The following is a 19,628-nucleotide window of genomic DNA, read 5'->3' on the forward strand; positions in this document are numbered from 1 at the left end:
GCACCATTTAATTTCCAATCATCACACCACCCTTCATTACTCACTCACACTCCACCTATTCATCATCCCAAACTCCTAGTATCACATCCATTACATCTAATACCTTTCATTCTAATATCCTTTCAAATTCCATCCTTCATACAAATCCCACTACACACCATCCACTACATTTTTTTAAGCACCATTTAATTTTCAATCATCACACCACCATTAATTAATCGCATCCCCCCTATACATCCACTAAGCTCCTAGTATCACATCCACTACATCTAATACCTTTCATTCTAATACCCTTTCAAATTCCATCCTTCATACAAATCCCACTACACACCATCCACTACATTTTTTTAAGCACCATTTAATTTTCAATCATCACACCACCATTAATTAATCGCATCCCCCCTATACATCCACTAAGCTCCTAGTATTACCTCCACTACATCTAATACCTTTCATTCTAACATCTTTTAAAATTCCATCCTTCATACAAATCCCACTACACACCATCCACTACATTTTTTTAAGCACCATTTAATTTTCAATCATCACACCACTATTGATTACTCACATCCCACCTATACATCCACTAAGCTCCTAGTATTACCTCCACTACATCTAATACCTTTCATTCTAACATCTTTTAAAATTCCATCCACTATATCATCCCATTCACTAACATCCTTTTAACATCATTATAAATTTGTCCCAACTCATTTATCACTACTTCCTAAACTAACTTTGATAGATCCTCCAATACACATCCCCAAACATTAAAATAACTATTCTAAAAAAATCCCATCATTGCAGTAAAACACCTACCAAAAAATAGCTTCCATCTCCTAACATCATCCATCCATTCATCCAACAAAAAAATTGCTTACTAGTCCTAATCCATCTACCAATCATCAAAACAACATAGTCCTATTAATAAAAACATTACACAAAAAGAATTCCATCATATTCATCATAACGTCAAAACAAGCATCGACCCATTCGAAACAACTATTTTAAACTCAACTTTACCACTCACAATAACTCCGTAGCATTAAATCTAACATCATCTAACTAACACATTGCAACATTCAAAAAAAACTCTTTATATCTACACATCATTCTAAAACTACCACCATCTAATAAATACATTCTAAACATAATCATACTCCAAACGTACCACTAACCCTACTACTTCAACTACACCCTTTCACTCCAATCGCTCAGTTATAAATGTATAAAAAAACACTCTCTCCTTTCATCCTAACGGTCATCCTATTCCACACATATTGATTCAAGCTTTTAGATTAATTTTTTAAAAATAAACCTTCTTCTTACTATTTACCTACACATCCTAACCTAACTTAAATAATAAGAAGATCCCTTTATCAAAACATTATTCCACGTAATATTCCTACACCTATCATCCCTATATTTCACTTAATAACTAACATTTTTCTAATAATAGATAAGGCTCCCTTTATAGGGAGTCTTTATTATTTATTTTTATAAAAATAATAACGCTAAGCAACATTATGATGTATAATAAAAAGGTAATAACGTTTAAAATTTAAATATTCTAGGAGGGTTTTTGTATGTCAGAGAAAAAATATAATCCATTAAGTTTATTAAGCGATGCTCACTTATGTGAAGATATGAGTTGCTGTACAGACACTTACTTATTAGATCGTTCAACGATGAAATATGAACCAATCCAAGAAGTAGCAAATAAAGAAACAGAAAAAGAAGAAGAAAAATAAAACAAAAAGAACATCATCTAAAACATAGATGATGTTCTTTTCTTTATTCACAATAACAAATCCACACCTTTAACCTATCTACCCTAACTAAGACGCTACTCACTTAATACAGATGCACTCTTTTAATATCACCTTTGGTTATGCCTCGACTATTAATTGTTATGTCCCGCTAACTTTCACTCTGTGAAACAAGCTGGGCTAACAATAACTCCGCTAACCCGAATTTCATTTAATACAGACATCTTCTTTCAATATGGGTTCGGCTTACGCCTCACCTATCATCCGCGGAATCGCCTCTCTTCGCTCGGCATATAGATGAACTAACGCGATAAAATCGCGAGTTCATCTAACAAAAAAAGACTGCCTCCTATTAAGAGACAGTCTTTAAACTTAAGAATATTAAGTTTTTGGGCCCTGATGCAAATATCTCATTTGAGATGCCACTAGAAGAAACAGGTTGTTTCTTTTACATCACCTAGTGGACAATAAAGGTTTGTTTGTGTGTGTATATGTTCTGAAAAAAAATGGCGCTTAAATTGCGCCACTTTTTAAACCATTACTATTCAGCAGAGAATGGTAATAATGCCATGTGACGAGCACGTTTAATAGCAACTGTTAATTCACGTTGATATTTAGCGCTTGTTCCTGTTACACGACGAGGTAAGATTTTTCCACGATCAGATACGAAACGTTTTAATAAATCTACATCTTTATAGTCGATTTTCGTAATTTTGTTTGTAGTGAAATAACAAACTTTACGACGACGACGTCCTCCACGACGGAATTGAGCCATGTTAGTTCCTCCTATTCATAAACAAAAGTATTTATTTTATTTTTTATTTAAAAATTAAAATGGTAGATCATCATCTGAAATGTTAATAGTAGAACTGAAATCAGGTCCATTATTGAACGAAGGTGATGAATTGCCAAAGTTTTGATCTGGACTTGGAGCTCCTCCAAATGGGTTTCCACCAAAAGCATTGGAAGATTGTTGTGATGGGAATGATGGCGCACCACCATATCCTCCACCGAATCCACCAAAGTCTTGTGATGGCTGAGAACCAAAGCTTCCACGATCAGCAGATGCAGAGCGTGGTTCTAAGAACTGCACGCTATCGCAAACAACGTCTGTTGTATAGCGAGTTGATCCATCCTGAGCTTGATAGCTACCAGTTTCAATACGTCCTTCCACTCCGATAAGAGATCCTTTACGTAAAAACTTCGCCATATTCTCAGCTTGGTTACGCCATGCAACACAGTTGATAAAATCTGCTTGGCGTTCTCCATTTTGACTAGTGAAAGTACGATTAACCGCGATGCTAAATCTCAAGTTAGCAATACCATTAGTGGTATACTTTAACTCAGGATCACGAGTTAATCGCCCTACTAAGACTACGCGATTAATCATTTATCTCACCCTCACTTAGTACTGATTAATATTATTCTTCTTCTTTAATAGCGATGTAACGGATAACATCTTCGCTGATTCCAGCTAAACGATCGAATTCGTTTTTAGCTTCGATTGAAGAGTTAACAGTTAATACTACATAGTAACCTTTAGTGAAATCTTCGATAGCATATGCTAAATCACGCATACCCCATTCTTTCATTTCAACGATTTCAGCTCCCATGTTAGTGAACATAGTGTTGAATCCTTCAATAACAGCTTTGCGTCCTTCTTCTTCTAAGTTAGGACGAACGATGTACATAATTTCGTATTTTCTCATTATAGTGCACCTCCTCTTGGTCTAGACGGCTCTTACCGAGCAAGGAGTAATCTTCAATTACTCACAGTCATATATTATAGCACAGTGTGTCGTACTATGGCAAGTCAAAAAAAACTAGACTCACCATTTCACAAATAAAAATAAGCACGTTTAAAACGTGCCTATTTGTTAAAATCATCACCTAATTCTAGTTGCAATTATACAATGTACTAGATGATGATTCAAATTTATTATGGTTATATAACTTAAACCTTATTCAATCATTATAAAATTTAACCACGTGCTAATTTCGTACGTAACTTAGTAGAAATAGTTTCAACAATTAAAACTAAAATAATAATCCCAAGTAAAATAGCTCCTGCTTTTGACCAGTTAAAATCGTTCATCGCAAAAATTAATGGTGCACCAATTCCACCTGCCCCAACTAATCCTAAAGTAGAAGCATCCTTAATATTGATTTCAAAACGATAGATAACCGTTGAAGCGAAATCAGTAAATAACTGAGGTAAAATGCCATAACGAATTTTCTCAAAAGTATTGCATCCTGCGGCATCTAATGATTCTAATATTCGCTTATCTAAATCTTCAATCGCCTCAATATATAACTTTGAAATCATACCAATCGAAACAACAGATACGGTTAAAACACCAGCGAAAGCTCCTGGTCCTGTTACACGAAGAAACATTAACCCATAAACAAAGGCTGGGAATGTACGAATTGCAGCAATAAAAGTAAGAGCAATAAAATTAACCCATTTTGGTGCAATATTACGAGCTGCTAAGAACGCTAATGGTAAAGCTAAAATGGCTCCAATAATTGTTCCGACAAAAGCGATGGCGATAGTTTCTAGTAATAAGGCCGGTACTCCTAATTTAAAATCAAATAAGAAATCAACATCAGGCTGAAATAATGAGCTCACAATATTAGACATGATTGTAAATCCATTTTCTTTAATCCCTGTAAAAGTTATCGTCCCCATCGCCCATGCAATGATAACGAAAATAAAAGCGATGGTTAGGGATTTATGAATCCATCGATTTGGTTCTTTTCTTAATTGTTGATCAATAGTTAATTGCATATTACCCCAACCTTTCTCGGATATAACGACTAATATTTTCAATCACGATAATAGTCACAAATAACAATAATAATATCATTCCAACTTGATCATATTGACGCCATCCTAATTTTTCTTTTAATAATAATCCAATCCCACCTGCCCCAACATATCCTAAAATAGTGGCAGCACGAACATTAATTTCTAACGTATATAAGCACATTGAGAAATAGTTAGGTAAGATTTGAGGTGTAATAGCAGATTGAAAAGCTTCTAATTTTGTAGCTCCAACAGCTTCCATTGCCTCAAATGGTCCCATATCGATTGTCTCAATTTTTTCATATAACATTTTAACGACAATACCAAATGTAAAAATAGAAATTGCAACGGTTCCAGCAAATGTTCCTAACCTAAACACATAAGTTGCAAATAAAGCAATAATTAAGGTCGGAATCGTACGAACAATACTTAGGATAAATCGCATAATCCATAATGAGCATTTTGATTTATTAATATTTGAAGAAGATAAAATAGCAACTGGGAATGCTAATAAACTACCAATAATTGAACCTAAAATAGACATCTTAATCGTTTCCACTAATGGGGGAATAATTTGATCAATAATTGACCAATCTGGGGATAGCATATCTTTTAAGATAATAAAGAATTGATTTCCACGTCTCATTAAGGCATTAAAATCAAATCCTGTAATCGTAGCAGCCCCCCATAATGCAAGTGCTAATCCAATTAAAATAAAGGGTGCGACTGAACGAGGTGGCTGAATCTCTTTCCCGTTATCTAACGTAATTTTTTTGGGTTGAAATAAATCTCTCATTCGCTTCATTCTTAAGCCTCCATTAATTCATCAGCTGCTAATTCGCGACCATAGATTTGTTTTAAGATTTCACTATCTACCATATTTGACGGACCATCATAGACAATTTCTCCTGCTTTGATTCCAATGACACGAGTTGCATATTTTAAAGCTAAATCAACATGGTGAATGTTAATTAAGACTGAAATCTTCATTTCTTCATTAATACGTTTAAAATCATCCATAACTTGAGTTGCAGTAATTGGATCTAATGCCGCTACAGGCTCATCTGCTAAAATAATTTCTGGTTTTTGGGCAAGTGTACGAGCTAACGCAACACGTTGTTGTTGCCCTCCTGATAATTGATCTGCACGAACATAGGCCTTATCTAAAATTCCTACTTTATCTAATGCCTCTAACGCAATCACTTTATCCTCTTTTGAAAAGACACCAATCATTGATTTATAAAATGGCATATCAGGAACACGTGATGTTAAAACATTATTGATAACTGTTGTACGAGTTACTAAGTTAAATGATTGGAAAACCATTCCGATATGACGACGGAATTTACGTAATGATTTTCCTTTTAAATCATTAACATTTTCACCATTTACAATTAATTCTCCGTCTGTAATATCATGCATACGATTAATCGTACGTAATAACGTTGACTTTCCCGCTCCAGATAATCCAATAATTGCAACAAATTCACCCTGTTCAATCTCTAAATTAATATTTTTTAACGCATGAAATCCATTTGGATAAACTTTATTTACATTATTAAACTTAATCATCGACTTCTTTCTCCTTATCTTCTACATGAAAGAAATGAGCCCAATTAGGACTCATTTCTAATAGATTGATTATTTATTTGATTGAACTAATTCGTTTGCTTTACGAGCACCATCATAATCTTCAGACGTTCCAATTTGGTATCCTTTATGGCTATAGATTGAAATAATTTCTTTACCTACTTCAGTATTTCCAATGTTGATAAATGCCTGTTGGATGGCTGCTTTTAATTCAGGTGTCATCACTGGATCTTTAGTTACTGAAATCGTATCATTATAAATTCCTTCTGTTACCCCAATAACATTTGTTTCTTCCCAGATTGACGATTCACGACCAAAGTCATTTACCCATTGATTTTCAAAATCAAGACGAGCATCTGCATAAGTAACCATAATATCGATTTGACCATTAGCTAATTGTGATAGAGCTGTTCCATATCCGTCTAAAGCTACTTTATTTGGTAAATCTAATATTGAGATGCCATAGTTATCTTGTAACCATAAAGATGGGTAAATATATCCTGCTGATGAAGAAGTACTTCCTTGCACTCCCCAAACTGCTGATTCTAAATCTTCTTTTGTTAATGTTTCACCATTATTAATCTTAGCCGCTAATTCTTGACCTTTTGCAGATGGTCCAGCAATAATTAACGCACGATAATAAGTAACTTGGTCTTCTGTATTTGCAGTTGGTGCTGTATTCCAATCTACCGGATTTTCAGAATCATGATTTAATCCAAAACGTGTTGCTGTTAAGGCAACATCTACATCATTATCATATAGTACGTAAGTTCCACCAGGAATAAATCCAACTTGAGCTGTACCTGAAGCTAATGCTTCTCCAACAGCCTCGAAACTTGTTCCAACTGTAATTTTAATATCTTCAAATTCAAATCCTTGAGCTGCTAACTCTTCTTTTAATAATCCCTCTAAAGGTTCTGTTGCTTTCTCAATTTCCTCTGCATTACGTGATGGAACGAAATATACCACTAACTCGTTTAAGTCTGCCGAACTTGATCCACACCCAGCTAATGTTAAAAATGCAATCATCATAACCGAGAAAAAATTCAATAATTTCTTCATTTTGGTAGTACTCCTTTCACTTTTTAAATACCTATCTAAAATATCTAAAAAATAATATCATTTTTTCGACTTTTTTCTACAATTATTGTTAATACGATTTAAAATCATACAAAATTCCCACAGACTTCAACTGAGTATAAAAAAAAGAATTAAGTAAAGTTTACTTAATTCTTCTAAAATAATTGATTTAACTAAACATTGAAACGGAATAACATAACATCCCCATCTTGTACGATGTACGATTTTCCTTCTAAACGGTACCGTCCTGCTTCACGTGCCGCTAACTCAGAACCATATTTTACTAAATCATCAAATGAAACAGTTTCGGCACGAATGAATCCGCGTTCGAAATCACTGTGGATAATTCCAGCACATTGTGGAGCTGTCATTCCTTTAATGAATGTCCAAGCACGAACTTCTTGCACTCCAGCTGTAAAGTAAGTCGCTAATCCTAATAAATCATAAGCTTCGCGAATTAATTGATCTAATCCACTTTCTTTGATTCCTAACTCTTCTAAAAATGCTGCTTTTTCTTCTTCCTCTAATTGAGAAATTTCTTCTTCGATACGAGCACAAACTTTAATTACTTTTGCCCCTTCACGGTCAGCATATTCAACTAAAGCTTTAACATATTCGTTATCTTCACCAGCCATTAAATCATCTTCACCAACATTAGCAACATATAAAATTGGTTTTAAAGTTAATAATTGTAAATGTTTGATAGCTGCTTTATCGTCATCTGATAAATCCATTGCACGTGCAGGTAATTCTTGATCGAATCCTTCTTTTACTTTTTCAAGTACTGCAACTTCAGCTTTTGCATCTTTATCTCCAGATTTAGCTTGTTTTGCTAAACGAGTTAAACGACGATCAACTTGCTCCATATCAGCTAAGATTAACTCTAAGTTAATAACTTCAACGTCACGAACTGGATCTACTGAACCTTCTACGTGAATGATATTTCCATCTTCAAAACAACGAACCACTTGAGTGATTGCATCTACTTCACGGATATTGGCTAAGAATTTATTTCCTAATCCTTCTCCATTACTTGCCCCACGTACTAATCCCGCGATATCTGTAAATTCGAAAGTTGTTGGAACTGTCTTCTTAGGACTAACTAATTCCGTTAATTTATTTAAACGTTCATCCGGAACCTCAACAACCCCAACATTTGGGTCAATTGTTGCGAACGGATAGTTTGCTGCTTCAATTCCAGCTTGAGTAATTGCATTGAATAAAGTTGATTTCCCGACGTTTGGTAAACCAACAATTCCAGCCGTTAATGCCAATGTCTTCACGTCCTTTTTATCTAACTGTATAATATCTTTTTTATTTTACACTATTTTAGTCCTTTTAGCAAAATCAACTCGAGATAATCACAAAGATATCGACTAAAAATGCGCATCCTAACTTCCATTAAGTTGGAATTTTTTTATTTCATTCCTCATATAATGAGAAAATAAATCGTTATTTGACATCACCTTGAAAGGATGTGGATTCATGACTCAAATTAATTTTTCAGTAAAAGGATTAATCATTAAAGACCATCATTTTTTAGCTTTACACAAAAGCAATGCCAAAAATAACTTCTTAGACTTACCTGGTGGAAAAACACATATGAAAGAAAGTGCTGAGCAAGCATTACTTCGAGAAATCGAGGAAGAGACTAACCTTATTGTCTCACCCAAAAAAGTATTAAGCACCTGGCAGTTCGTTAATGATGATTACCTCATTATGGGCGTTTTATATCTATGCGATTTAGTTGGGGGTGATCTAGTTCTTTCAAGTGAACATAACTACTACGAATGGTTACCACTTAATCTAGACTCAGCTACACGACTAAATCCTTCATTATCTGACGCAATTTGTCAGTTAGATTTTAAAGCACTTTGAGGTCTATTTTTCATCTTTTCGCATATGCTATAAATGTATTGGTTTTTCCTTTACACTCTTTCAAAAATTTTAACACTTATCCATTAAAAGATAGCCCAGGCAAAATGACCTGGGCTTTTACTATGCCTTTGTTAACCACATCTTCACTTCTTCATTCCATATTGATAAAGGAATGTCTTGATAATTTAAGATTTCAAACAGTGAAAATTCTAATTCTTGTTCTTCAATCTGACGCTCAATGATTTGTTTAAACTGACATCTTAACATAATCTGTGGATGAGTTAACAATGGGATTTCAACTTCAGTAAACCCGTGCTTTCCTTTAACTAAGAAATAATGATAATTAAAATTTTCAATATTCAAGTGATCATTTTGTGTGCTCACCACCTCTAAATTCAAATCGACTCGAGGCAATGTTCTTGAAAACTGACGATTTTTTTGACGTCGAAATCTAATATTTCGTTCAATATCATTATAGATACTTTTATCCACAATTTCGCTCGGTAAATGCGGGACACGATCATATAAAATCTTAATTAATTCCTGATAATTTTCTTCAGATATTTCATTTACTTCAAAAACATACCGATAGGTGTCATCTGAATCCACACGAATTAATTTCCCTTTAAATGAAGCCTGATAGTCTTCTCGAGTTAAACTAATCGGATAAATCTGATCACTTGGAATCAAGTATGGAAAATCTGATTGTACAGCAATTCCTTTTTCTGAAATATCATAGGTTTTTAACGATTTTAATTCATGGTCCACTTCAATAGTTACATCCGTCTCAATTTTAAATCGATCGCTCATCCGATAGACAGGGCGACCTAAAACAAAGAATAATGCCATTAATAATCCATAACTATTTGTCGCTAACCAAAATAAAGCAATGACGTATTCACTTCCATCGCCTAAAAACAAATGATAAAATGAACGGATCATTCCAATGAATGTCAATGCTAGTAAAATAAAATGAGGAATAGCCAGCTTTAAAATATCAGAATTTTTATGAACGACTTGTTTATCCTTACGTGTAACTTCAAATTTTTTCATACTTAAACCGATTGACTCTAATAAAACAGCTGGAATTAAAGAGGGCATCATAATAATTTCATAAACATTCGTCCACTTAATACTTCGAACATTTCCCGAAAAGCGACGAAGTGTCATTCTAATCATGACATACATTGGCAACCAAAAAACAATGACTTGAATTAAGTTTGCTTTGACAACGACCACATTAAAGACTGTAAACATAATCGGTGCCGACAAATAAATGATTCGCTTTAAACAGTTATACCAATAAAAAATCGCATTTGTATAGTTGATGCGTTGTTTCCATGTTAGTCCTTTTAAAAGTAATGGACAGTAACGACGAAATGTTTGAATACATCCACGGGCCCAACGATTACGTTGTTTCAAAATCCCCTCTAAATCATGTGGTGATAATCCAGATGCTTGAATGGAATCTACCGCATATGAAAGATATCCTTTACTTTGAATCAACATCCCCGTGGCAATATCTTCGGTGATAATTCCTGTGACGAATCCCCCTATTTCATTTAAGGCCTCTCTTGATAAAATGGTGTTACTTCCACCATAAATAACAGAGTTACTTTCATTTTTTCCAAGTTGAATATCTCGATAAAAATAATCCTGTTCATTCGGAATCCGATCTTCAGAGAATAAATAATATTGGAAAATGTCTGGGTTATAAAACACCTGCGGAAGCTGAATAAATCCAAGCTTTTGGCTTAAATTCTTTTCTTCAATCCCTCTTTCACGTTCTAACTGACGTTTTTGCTCATTTTCAATGAAAAATGGAATACTCTCAAGTAAAAAATGCTTCATCGGTATCATATCTGCATCTAGTGTCACCACATAAGGGGATGTTGTAAGGCTTACTGCATGATTTAAATTCCCTGCCTTTGCGTGTTCATTATCCACTCTACTTATATAATGTACACCTAAATGCTTGGCTAACTGTTTAACATTCGGACGATGTCCATCATCTAGTATATAGATATGAACCTTTGATAAATCCGGATACGCCATATTCTTACATCCTATAATGGTTTTATATAACAGTTCCTCGGGTTCATTATATGTAGCAATATAAACATCAACATGTGGATAAAGCTCTTTATCTACCACTTCCGGTTTTACGGGCACAATCAGTTTAGTTACATTTAAGAAATGAATAAAACATTCACTCATCCCTAGTAACTCAACAATTAACAAAATAAGTCCGCAACTAATAGAAAACCATCCGTATCCAATCGGAATCGTAAAAAAAATTCGCCAAATAAAGTACACTGTTGAAAATAAAACATAAAATAACAGCCACTTTCGATGGCTTCTTATTTTTTTTGTTTCCATCGTTACTCTCCTTTCGAAAAGTTAAAAAATTCAGGAACTAAATTTGAAGGACTGACTGAAACTAAAACAATATCTGGCTGATACATCGGAACTAATTCATACAGTGAGCCACCTTCATAATAACGTAAGTCAATGAGTTTCATTTCACCAACCGTTGTGGATAAAAAAGCAGCCAATGGTAACATAAAGGAATCTTTAATCATTAAAATTTTAGGACCATTCTCATATAAATTATTTTTAATCCTTACTTCTCCATAATTTCCACCTAAATAAACCATATAATGGTCGGCCTCTATCCCTAGATCCTCAGATAACCAATGGGTTTGAAGAACGGTTTCATCAAATGTACCTGTTACCATATTCCCATCCCAAGTATAAGTTAAATTCGTTTCAAACATTGGCTTAATGACTATAAAATCATCCATTCCTGCATAACCATAACCGATTCGTTTTCCTAAAGAACCCAGAAATGATTGAGGATAACTAATCTGTTCATACTGATTTAAGTCCGTATAACCTTCATCTAACTCCAAACCATATCGCTCATTCAAAAATGAGACAACCTGTGTAAATCCCCAAAAGGCAGTCCTTGGTGTCCAGTGGTGATCAGTATCAAAAAATAAATCAGACGGTTCGATCCCACTTTGTAAAATACCCTCTCGTAAATCGAGATAATCAATCTTATCTTCAGACAACTTTCTTAAAAATTCATCTGCTCCCTCATTTGCATAGTTATAAGGTAATCCTTTACTAAAGGTCGTATAACCCTTAATAACTTTATCCGGTGGCATAATAAATGCTACATCCACAGCATACAAATCCAGATAATTTTTAAAATTTTTCATTTCTTGATTAATCTCACTCATATCATTAGGTCCTTTTGAAAAATAGGAAAAATGTAATTTTCCCTGTTCATCTCGGATCACATCAAAATTATCTACCTCATTTTTTCCCATCCATTTTTGAATCACTCCATAAAAATCTACAAACTGAATCTTCCCAATAAAATTCTCATTAAAGTAAGCTTCAAGTTGTGTAGGATTATCGAGTTCAACCTCCTTCGGTATCTGAATCAGATGAAAGATATTGAGTGCACTCATCCCTAAAATTGAAACCATCAATACACTAGTCGTCACTGACTTTACCTTCATCCTATTCACCTCCTAAAAATTAAAATAAATAAATGGATTATACGTTCCCTTAACTAAATAAGTAACACTAATCATGAACAATAACCACATTGCAATGGGAGAGATCCACTTCATTCCCTTAATAGGTTTTAGTGGAACCGCAAAAATTAATCCCGCCATTAAAAAAAGCCCATACTCTTTTAGATACATTAAATCCTGTGAAATCAAGAAGTGAGATTTTAATGGATTAAGCATGGAACCAAAGTATGAAAAAGCGTCGGTCATACTATTCGATCGAAATAAAACCCACCCAAACAATACGACCAATAGCGTATAAACTCTTGGCCAAACTCGACCTTTTTTTCGCATCCACTTCGTGAAAGGAAATAGCTTCTCAATTAAAATAAAAATAAAAAACCAAAGTCCCCATACAATAAAGGTCTCCTTTGCTCCATGCCAAATACCAGTTAATAACCAAACCACAAATAAATTACGAATCAATATATCCGGGTTACTAACACGGGAACCTCCGAGTGGGAAATAGACATAATCTCTAAACCATTGACCGAGGGAGATATGCCAACGACGCCAAAATTCAGAAACAGATTGTGCGATATATGGAAAGTTAAAGTTCTCATCAAAATGAAAGCCAAGCATCAACCCGAGTCCAATTGCCATATCCGAATAACCACTAAAGTCATAGTAAATCTGAAGTCCATAAGCTATAGCACCTACCCATGCAAACACCAATGACAATCCATCATTAACCTGTAAAAACGCACGATCGGCCACAATTGCAATCGTATTAGATAACAATACTTTTTTTGCTAATCCAATCACAAATCGGTTCATTCCCGTACTGAAATCATTCCAATTTTCTCGACGATTTTCGATTTCCCAAGCAATGGTATTATAACGAACAATAGGTCCTGCTATGAGCTGTGGAAAGAATGAAATATACAACCCAACATTTAAAATATTATGCTGGGCCTTAGCATTTTTCCGATAAATATCCACAACATAAGAAATACTTTGAAACGTAAAAAATGAAATTCCAATCGGTAATAAAAAATCAGGAATCGGTAACTGATAATTTCCTTGCGTATTAATGAACATCATCGTTGGTCCTAAGTACTTAAAGACAAATAAAATACCGATGTTATATAAAAGCATCCAAAACATGAGCCACTTACCTGCTTTAGATCCGTGCTCTACCTTCTCCGACCACAAGCCTAAAAAATAATTAACGACGATGGAAGTGATCATCAACCAAACAAAAATAGGCTCTCCAAAAGCATAGAATAAAAGACTAACAATTAATAAAAAGACATTACCAGCTCGGCGAAATGGTTTTAATAAAAAATACCCGATCCAAAAGAAGGGCAAAAATGCAAATAAAAAGATTGTAGATGAGAATAACATCATTCAAAACCTCGCTTTACCTAACTACCCTTTACAAGTAGTATGTGATAAAAAGACTTTATTAAAGATTGGCAGTCCATCTATTTGGGTAAAACATTCACCAAACTATTTCATCCATTAAAAAGACATTCTTTCATTAAAAAGAATGTCTTTTTCTAGATTTTGAAAATAAAATAATGCCTATAAAACCAATTAGGCTACAAATACTCACAACCAAAGTGACCTTTTGTAGGATCGTTCCTTCGTATGAAACCACAATCATCCCTTCGCCTACAATATCTCGAACAATGACACGAACGACTCCATTGTCTCCACTCCCAACCTCTAAAGATTCGTCATTCAATTTCGCCCCATATCCTTTGTAATAAAGTAATGGGACCTTAATCTCTAAATCAGGCTGTGTTTGTCCACTAAATTTAATCGTAATCGTCGTCCCCACTTGATTCGCAACATAATCAATATCCTGATTAACAAAGTACTGATTCTCACGTTCGATCATCAAATCATTATCTGTCTCAAGAGGAATATACTCCCCATTTCCAACCGTATAATGGCGATCTGTAATCGAATTTGATGAGGTATCGGTTCTCGCTAAAGGATCCACTAGAATTGGATCATAATAATTAATCGTTTCATACTCAGCTTGAACCCCAAGCCACACACTCCACGCTACAATAATGATACCTAGAATCTTTCCAATTTGACTTGATAACGAGTAAAACAAGGCAAAAGCCAACGTTAAAAAAGACGTCGCAATCATTAATAATCGCCATGGAAACTGAAGACGAGCAAAAATCGGGATATATTTCAAAACAAAATGCCACGGAAACAAATGACTTGTCATGATTAATACCATAAAACTAATGATAACTCCTATCCAGGCTACATTTTTTTGCCTTTGAGTGGCTTCTTGACGTTGTGCTAACATGCCGAGTAAGACAATCCCAATAATAGAAATCCCTACTCCACCTGGAAACCAATCATCAGGAGATCCACTAATCGAATACGTTAAAAACACATCCTTTAATGAAAATAACCAATTCAAATCATAATTTGAGTTGTCAGATACCCTAAATTTTTGATTCATTAACAGCTCAAACATTGGAAACAAACAATAACTAACCAATAAGATGGACATCATAGTCGCTTTAATCAAGCTCCATAATCGCTTTCGATGTCTAAATAATTTAATAATCGAGAATAAACAAATCGCCACCATAACTTCACACCACATCGAACCACTCAGTAAATGCGATAAAAAAACACCACTAAATCCAATAGTTAGCTCATACCATTTTCTCTCATCATCAAAAAAGATATAGTAAATTCCAAGAAGGATAAACGGAATAAACATAAACGCTAAAACTTCACCGAGTGCAGCTCGTGTCCACACATCCACAATGCGATATAAAGACACGGTATAAAGCAGCATTCCAAGTCGTGATGCCCACTCATGATGCGTGATTTTAATTAAAGCACGATATATAAATATGGCAGTCAGTGCAGTATAAACTAAAATCATGATTTTATAAGCTAAAATAACATCAACACCGACTAAACACAATAAAGCAGCGGGATATAAAAACAAATCGGGATACATGATTCCATTTGCGTAACCATAACCATAAAAGTAATCTGGATAAATTCGCACCGGAAATTCACCAAATTGTAATCCTTTTGAGATAGCTTCGATTCGTGATAAATGAAAAATTAAATCATGCCCGCCGGGAATCGTTTCGTTAAGTAATCCAAAACAACTTAAACAAATGGCGAGCAATAAAAAAATCCACAAACCTATATTGAATTTCTTCATGAAAAAACAAGCCTCCTAAAAAAACAGTCCTCCTTATATTTCCACTTTTTGAACATTATATACGGAAAAAGGAAAGTCTTTCGACTTCCCTTCTCTAATAATAAAATAAAGAGATCTCCCTTAGGAGCCCCCTTTGTTTTATATTTTTTTAAGTTTGGAACGGCCTATAATTACAATAAAAACAATGAAACTAATAATACTAATACCAAGCGTTATATGTTGTAATGTTGTTCCTTCGTAGGAAACCACAACTATTCCATTTTCTACAACTTCTGGAATAACAAAACTAACAGCTCCATTGCTACCTGATATCACTTCAAGTGATCGACCCTCTAGTTTAGCACCATAACCCTTGTAATAAAGTAGCGGCACTTCAACTTGTAAGTCTGGTTGAGTCTGCCCTTCGAATTCAATGGTAATCGTTGTCCCCTCTTGTTTTGTTTTGTATTCAATTTCTTGATTTACACGATATCGATTTTCAAGTCCATACATATTGATAATATTAGTTTTTAAAGGGACATATTCAGAATTTCCAACCGGATAATCACGATCATTAACTGCATACTCTGATATCTCCTCGCGAACTAAAAGACTTGAATCTACTTTCGTCATATATCTCAACGTTTCAATTTGCGCTTCTACCCCAACTATGACACTAAGGATTACCGTTAAAATCCCTAACACTTTAGCATAGCTCGTTGAATATGAATAAAAAATAGCAAAAGCTAAAACTAATAATGACGTTGCTATCATTAATAATCGCCACACAAACTGAAGACTTTCAAAGACTTTAGCATACTTTAAAACTTCATACCATGGGAAAATATCACTCATCATCACTAATACAACAAGACTAATGATGACACTTCCCCAGGCAACAACTGATAATTTTTTAGGAATTTCTTGAATCTGTGCTGCCAAACCTATCGCAATAATCCCCATTACTGAAAATCCAATTCCACCAGGAAACCACTCATTAGGATGACCTTCAATTTTTGAATCTAAAAAAATAGCCTTTAATGGTAAAACAGAATCACCTAAATAATACGCAATATCTTCAGACATTTTAAGTTTTTGGTCCATTAACTGTTCAAACATTGGAAATAGGAAAAAACTAACTAACAAAATCGTCATTCCTGTTGCTTTAATTAAATTCCATAATCGTCTAGGTTCTTTAATCATCTTTGGAATAAACACAATACAAATCACAACCATAACAGATGACCACATAGCTCCGCTCAGTAAATGAGATAAGAAAATTCCTGTAAATCCAATCGTTAACTCATACCATTGTCGGTCATCATCAAAAAAGATATAGTAAATTCCTAGTAAAACAAATGGAATAAACATAAACGCTAGCACTTCTCCCAGTGCTGCTCTTGTCCAAACATCAACAACTCGGTATAACGATACCGTATAAAGAAGCATCCCAAGTCTTGATGCCCACTCCTGACGGGTAATCTTTATTAGCGTACGATACATAAAAATAGCAGTCAAAATTGTACACACTAAAATCAAGCCTTTATATGCCCAAATGACACCTATCCCTGTTAAACAAAGAAAGGCAGCGGGATATAAAAATAAATCGGGATACATAAGACCATTTGCATATCCGTACCCTTTAAAATAATGTGGATAAATTCGAACCGGTAACTCTCCAAATCGGATCCCTTCAGATAACGATTCAATTCTCGCTAAATGAAACGATAAATCATGTCCCTTTGGCAAGTCATTCATAAATAATCCAAAGCAACTCAATCCAACAGCTGCAACTAAAAATACTAATAACCCTACATTCAATCTTTTTGTTAGAAAATTCATTCTCTAAACCTCCTGCTATAAAACAAAAACCTATTTTATCCAATTCAAAAAAGAAAGTCAAATGACTTTCCTTTTCTAAAATAAATTAAAATACCAATCTAATAACGACTGCCCATAAAACAAACAAATATACGAGGCCATTGCAATAAATGGCCCGAACCCAATGACTTTTGCTTTATCTTTCATAAATAATAAAATATAACTTAAAGCAATAACTGACGCGATAAAAATAGATAAAAAGGTTGGTGCTATCCCAAGAACAAAACCAACGACAGCATAAAGTTTGATGTCTCCACCACCTAGTGCCTCTTTCTTAAATAAAAGTTGTCCGAGTAATCCAATGACGTAAAGTGTCAAAAAACCAACGACTCCACTTACCAAAGCACTCATCAAATCGAGTTGTGGATAAAGCACATATAAAAAAACGATGATAGCTCCCCAAAACAGCAACACCTTATCAAGAATCAATTGATAATAAATGTCCGACACGGTGATGATGATTAGCATTGAGAGAAAGGCCCACGCAACAAAAATATGTCCTGTTTCAAATCCTTCAAAACCATAAAACCAAACCGGGAACACAAATAGAAGTCCCGCTACGATTTCTGATAATAAATAAATCGGCTTAATGTGCATCTGACATTCACGACATTTTCCACCCTGAATGATATATGAGAGAATCGGCATTAATTCAATAGCTGTCAGTTGATGTCCACACCCCGGACATCTCGAACGGTCGCTCACCCAGTTTTCTCCGATTGGCATCCGGTAACCCACGACGTGGTAAAAGGACCCAAGAGCAGCTCCCAAAAATAAAAGTAATAAGTAAAACAAACGAAAACCTCCTTTCATCATACTATACGCTACTTCTCTACCACTTCTTTTTATTCTAAATATGCTTTTGCATCTTCCATTCCAATGACCCCATACATCATCTGTTCTTTAATTGCCATTTCCATGGTTTGCATCCCCATCTCTTTACTCGTTTGGATGACACTTGGAATTTGATAAACTTTTTCTTGACGGATTAAATTTGCGATAGCAGGAGTATTGACCATAATCTCACACACAGCTTTACGACCATCACTATCTTGACGCTTAAATAGACGCTGCGCTACTACCCCAACTAGACTTCCAGCTAACTGCATACGAATTTGAGTTTGCTTCTCTGCTGGGAAAACATTAATAATACGTTCAATCGTTGAAGCAGCTGATGAAGTATGTAGCGTTCCAATCACTAAATGACCTGTTTCAGCTGCTGTTAAAGCAATTTGTATAGTTTCTAAATCACGCATCTCCCCCACTAAAATAATATCTGGATCCTGGCGAAGGGCAACACGTAATGCAGAATTAAAATCCTTCACATCTGATCCAATTTCCCTTTGATTAATCACACATTTATTATGTTTATGCTGAAACTCAATCGGATCTTCAAGCGTAATAATATGCTTATGGGCGTTTTGATTCACATAATTAATCATGGCAGCTAACGTGGTTGATTTACCTGAACCTGTAGGACCAGTTACTAACACAAGCCCGCGTGGTTTATCCATAAAAGCTTTTAAAATAGGAGGTAACTCAAGTTCTTCAAATGTAGGAATTTTATTTGGAATCGGTCGAATAGCCAGTGCCATTTGGCCACGTTGATAATAAGCATTTACACGAAAACGTGAAACCCCCGGAATACTATGAGAAAAATCTAGCTGATAATTTTCTTGAAAGCTTTCAAAATGATCTTGCGGAATAATTTCATGTACTAATGCTGTCACAATTGACGGTGCTAAGACGTCATCATTTAAGGGGCGTAATTCTCCCCTTAAACGAATCATCACTGGTACCCCTACTGTAATATGAATATCTGAGGCTTTAAGCGTAATCGCCTCCGTTAAAATCTCATTAATTGATTGCATATACTTTCTCCCTTAATTACTAAATATAAA

Annotated in this window: 17 protein-coding genes; 2 read left to right on the forward strand and 15 right to left on the reverse strand. The window is 34.6% G+C overall.

Annotated features, from left to right (window positions below; translation table 11 throughout):
* Nucleotides 1-1,586 precede the first annotated feature (1,586 nt).
* Nucleotides 1,587-1,751, forward strand: coding sequence for a hypothetical protein (locus tag HLK68_RS02995; RefSeq protein ID WP_006784587.1), 165 nt, complete (start codon nucleotides 1,587-1,589; stop codon nucleotides 1,749-1,751).
* A gap of 559 nt (nucleotides 1,752-2,310) precedes the next feature.
* Here HLK68_RS02995 and rpsR read toward each other — a convergent pair.
* From rpsR to ychF, 8 genes are all read right to left on the reverse strand, one after another.
* Nucleotides 2,311-2,544, reverse strand: coding sequence for a 30S ribosomal protein S18 (gene rpsR, locus HLK68_RS03000; RefSeq protein ID WP_006784586.1), 234 nt, complete (start codon nucleotides 2,542-2,544; stop codon nucleotides 2,311-2,313).
* Between the two features lie 54 nt (nucleotides 2,545-2,598).
* Nucleotides 2,599-3,159, reverse strand: coding sequence for a single-stranded DNA-binding protein (locus HLK68_RS03005; RefSeq protein ID WP_006784585.1), 561 nt, complete (start codon nucleotides 3,157-3,159; stop codon nucleotides 2,599-2,601).
* A gap of 31 nt (nucleotides 3,160-3,190) precedes the next feature.
* Nucleotides 3,191-3,478 (reverse strand): 30S ribosomal protein S6, encoded by a 288-nt coding sequence (rpsF, locus tag HLK68_RS03010; RefSeq protein WP_006784584.1) that lies wholly within the window; start codon nucleotides 3,476-3,478, stop codon nucleotides 3,191-3,193.
* 272 nt (nucleotides 3,479-3,750) lie between these two features.
* Nucleotides 3,751-4,557, reverse strand: a complete 807-nt coding sequence (phnE, locus tag HLK68_RS03015; protein ID WP_055163895.1) for a phosphonate ABC transporter, permease protein PhnE — start codon at nucleotides 4,555-4,557, stop codon at nucleotides 3,751-3,753.
* A 1-nt stretch (nucleotide 4,558) separates the two neighbouring features.
* Nucleotides 4,559-5,380 (reverse strand): phosphonate ABC transporter, permease protein PhnE, encoded by an 822-nt coding sequence (gene phnE, locus HLK68_RS03020; protein WP_132942581.1) that lies wholly within the window; start codon nucleotides 5,378-5,380, stop codon nucleotides 4,559-4,561.
* A 2-nt stretch (nucleotides 5,381-5,382) separates the two neighbouring features.
* Complete coding sequence (gene phnC / locus HLK68_RS03025; RefSeq protein WP_006784581.1) at nucleotides 5,383-6,147, reverse strand: phosphonate ABC transporter ATP-binding protein; 765 nt, start codon at nucleotides 6,145-6,147, stop codon at nucleotides 5,383-5,385.
* Between the two features lie 69 nt (nucleotides 6,148-6,216).
* Nucleotides 6,217-7,227: a phosphate/phosphite/phosphonate ABC transporter substrate-binding protein gene (locus HLK68_RS03030; RefSeq protein WP_009607374.1), complete on the reverse strand. Its 1,011-nt coding sequence runs from the start codon at nucleotides 7,225-7,227 to the stop codon at nucleotides 6,217-6,219.
* 191 nt (nucleotides 7,228-7,418) lie between these two features.
* A complete protein-coding gene (gene ychF / locus HLK68_RS03035; RefSeq protein ID WP_006784579.1) occupies nucleotides 7,419-8,519 on the reverse strand; it encodes a redox-regulated ATPase YchF in 1,101 nt (366 codons plus the stop codon).
* Between the two features lie 211 nt (nucleotides 8,520-8,730).
* Between ychF and HLK68_RS03040 the strand changes: the two genes are divergently transcribed.
* The gene (locus HLK68_RS03040) at nucleotides 8,731-9,123 is read left to right on the forward strand and encodes an NUDIX hydrolase (RefSeq protein ID WP_006784578.1); all 393 of its coding nucleotides are present in this window, start codon (nucleotides 8,731-8,733) and stop codon (nucleotides 9,121-9,123) included.
* Between the two features lie 120 nt (nucleotides 9,124-9,243).
* Here the strand turns inward: HLK68_RS03040 and HLK68_RS03045 are convergent, their stop codons facing one another.
* The 7 genes from HLK68_RS03045 to HLK68_RS03075 all read right to left on the reverse strand — a co-directional run bounded on the left by HLK68_RS03045 (nucleotide 9,244) and on the right by HLK68_RS03075 (nucleotide 19,598).
* Nucleotides 9,244-11,502 carry a glycosyltransferase gene (locus HLK68_RS03045; RefSeq protein ID WP_132942582.1) on the reverse strand — a complete coding sequence of 753 codons (2,259 nt, stop codon included), beginning with the start codon at nucleotides 11,500-11,502 and terminating at the stop codon, nucleotides 9,244-9,246.
* A 2-nt stretch (nucleotides 11,503-11,504) separates the two neighbouring features.
* The gene (locus HLK68_RS03050; protein ID WP_132942583.1) at nucleotides 11,505-12,653 is read right to left on the reverse strand and encodes an alginate O-acetyltransferase AlgX-related protein; all 1,149 of its coding nucleotides are present in this window, start codon (nucleotides 12,651-12,653) and stop codon (nucleotides 11,505-11,507) included.
* Between the two features lie 12 nt (nucleotides 12,654-12,665).
* On the reverse strand, nucleotides 12,666-14,054 hold the full coding sequence (locus HLK68_RS03055; protein WP_132942602.1) for an MBOAT family O-acyltransferase: 1,389 nt from the start codon (nucleotides 14,052-14,054) through the stop codon (nucleotides 12,666-12,668).
* 136 nt (nucleotides 14,055-14,190) lie between these two features.
* Nucleotides 14,191-15,867 (reverse strand): hypothetical protein, encoded by a 1,677-nt coding sequence (locus tag HLK68_RS03060; protein ID WP_006784572.1) that lies wholly within the window; start codon nucleotides 15,865-15,867, stop codon nucleotides 14,191-14,193.
* A 138-nt stretch (nucleotides 15,868-16,005) separates the two neighbouring features.
* Entirely contained in the window at nucleotides 16,006-17,688 is a 1,683-nt protein-coding gene (locus HLK68_RS03065) for a hypothetical protein (protein WP_129821614.1), read from the reverse strand.
* Nucleotides 17,689-17,763: 75 nt separating this feature from the next.
* Nucleotides 17,764-18,522 (reverse strand): prepilin peptidase, encoded by a 759-nt coding sequence (locus HLK68_RS03070; RefSeq protein ID WP_132942584.1) that lies wholly within the window; start codon nucleotides 18,520-18,522, stop codon nucleotides 17,764-17,766.
* Between the two features lie 50 nt (nucleotides 18,523-18,572).
* Nucleotides 18,573-19,598, reverse strand: coding sequence for a type IV pilus twitching motility protein PilT (locus HLK68_RS03075; protein ID WP_132942585.1), 1,026 nt, complete (start codon nucleotides 19,596-19,598; stop codon nucleotides 18,573-18,575).
* Nucleotides 19,599-19,628 lie beyond the last annotated feature (30 nt).

Origin of the sequence: Turicibacter sanguinis (assembly GCF_013046825.1) — a bacterium.
Taxonomy (GTDB): Bacteria; Bacillota_I; Bacilli_A; order MOL361; family Turicibacteraceae; genus Turicibacter; species Turicibacter sanguinis.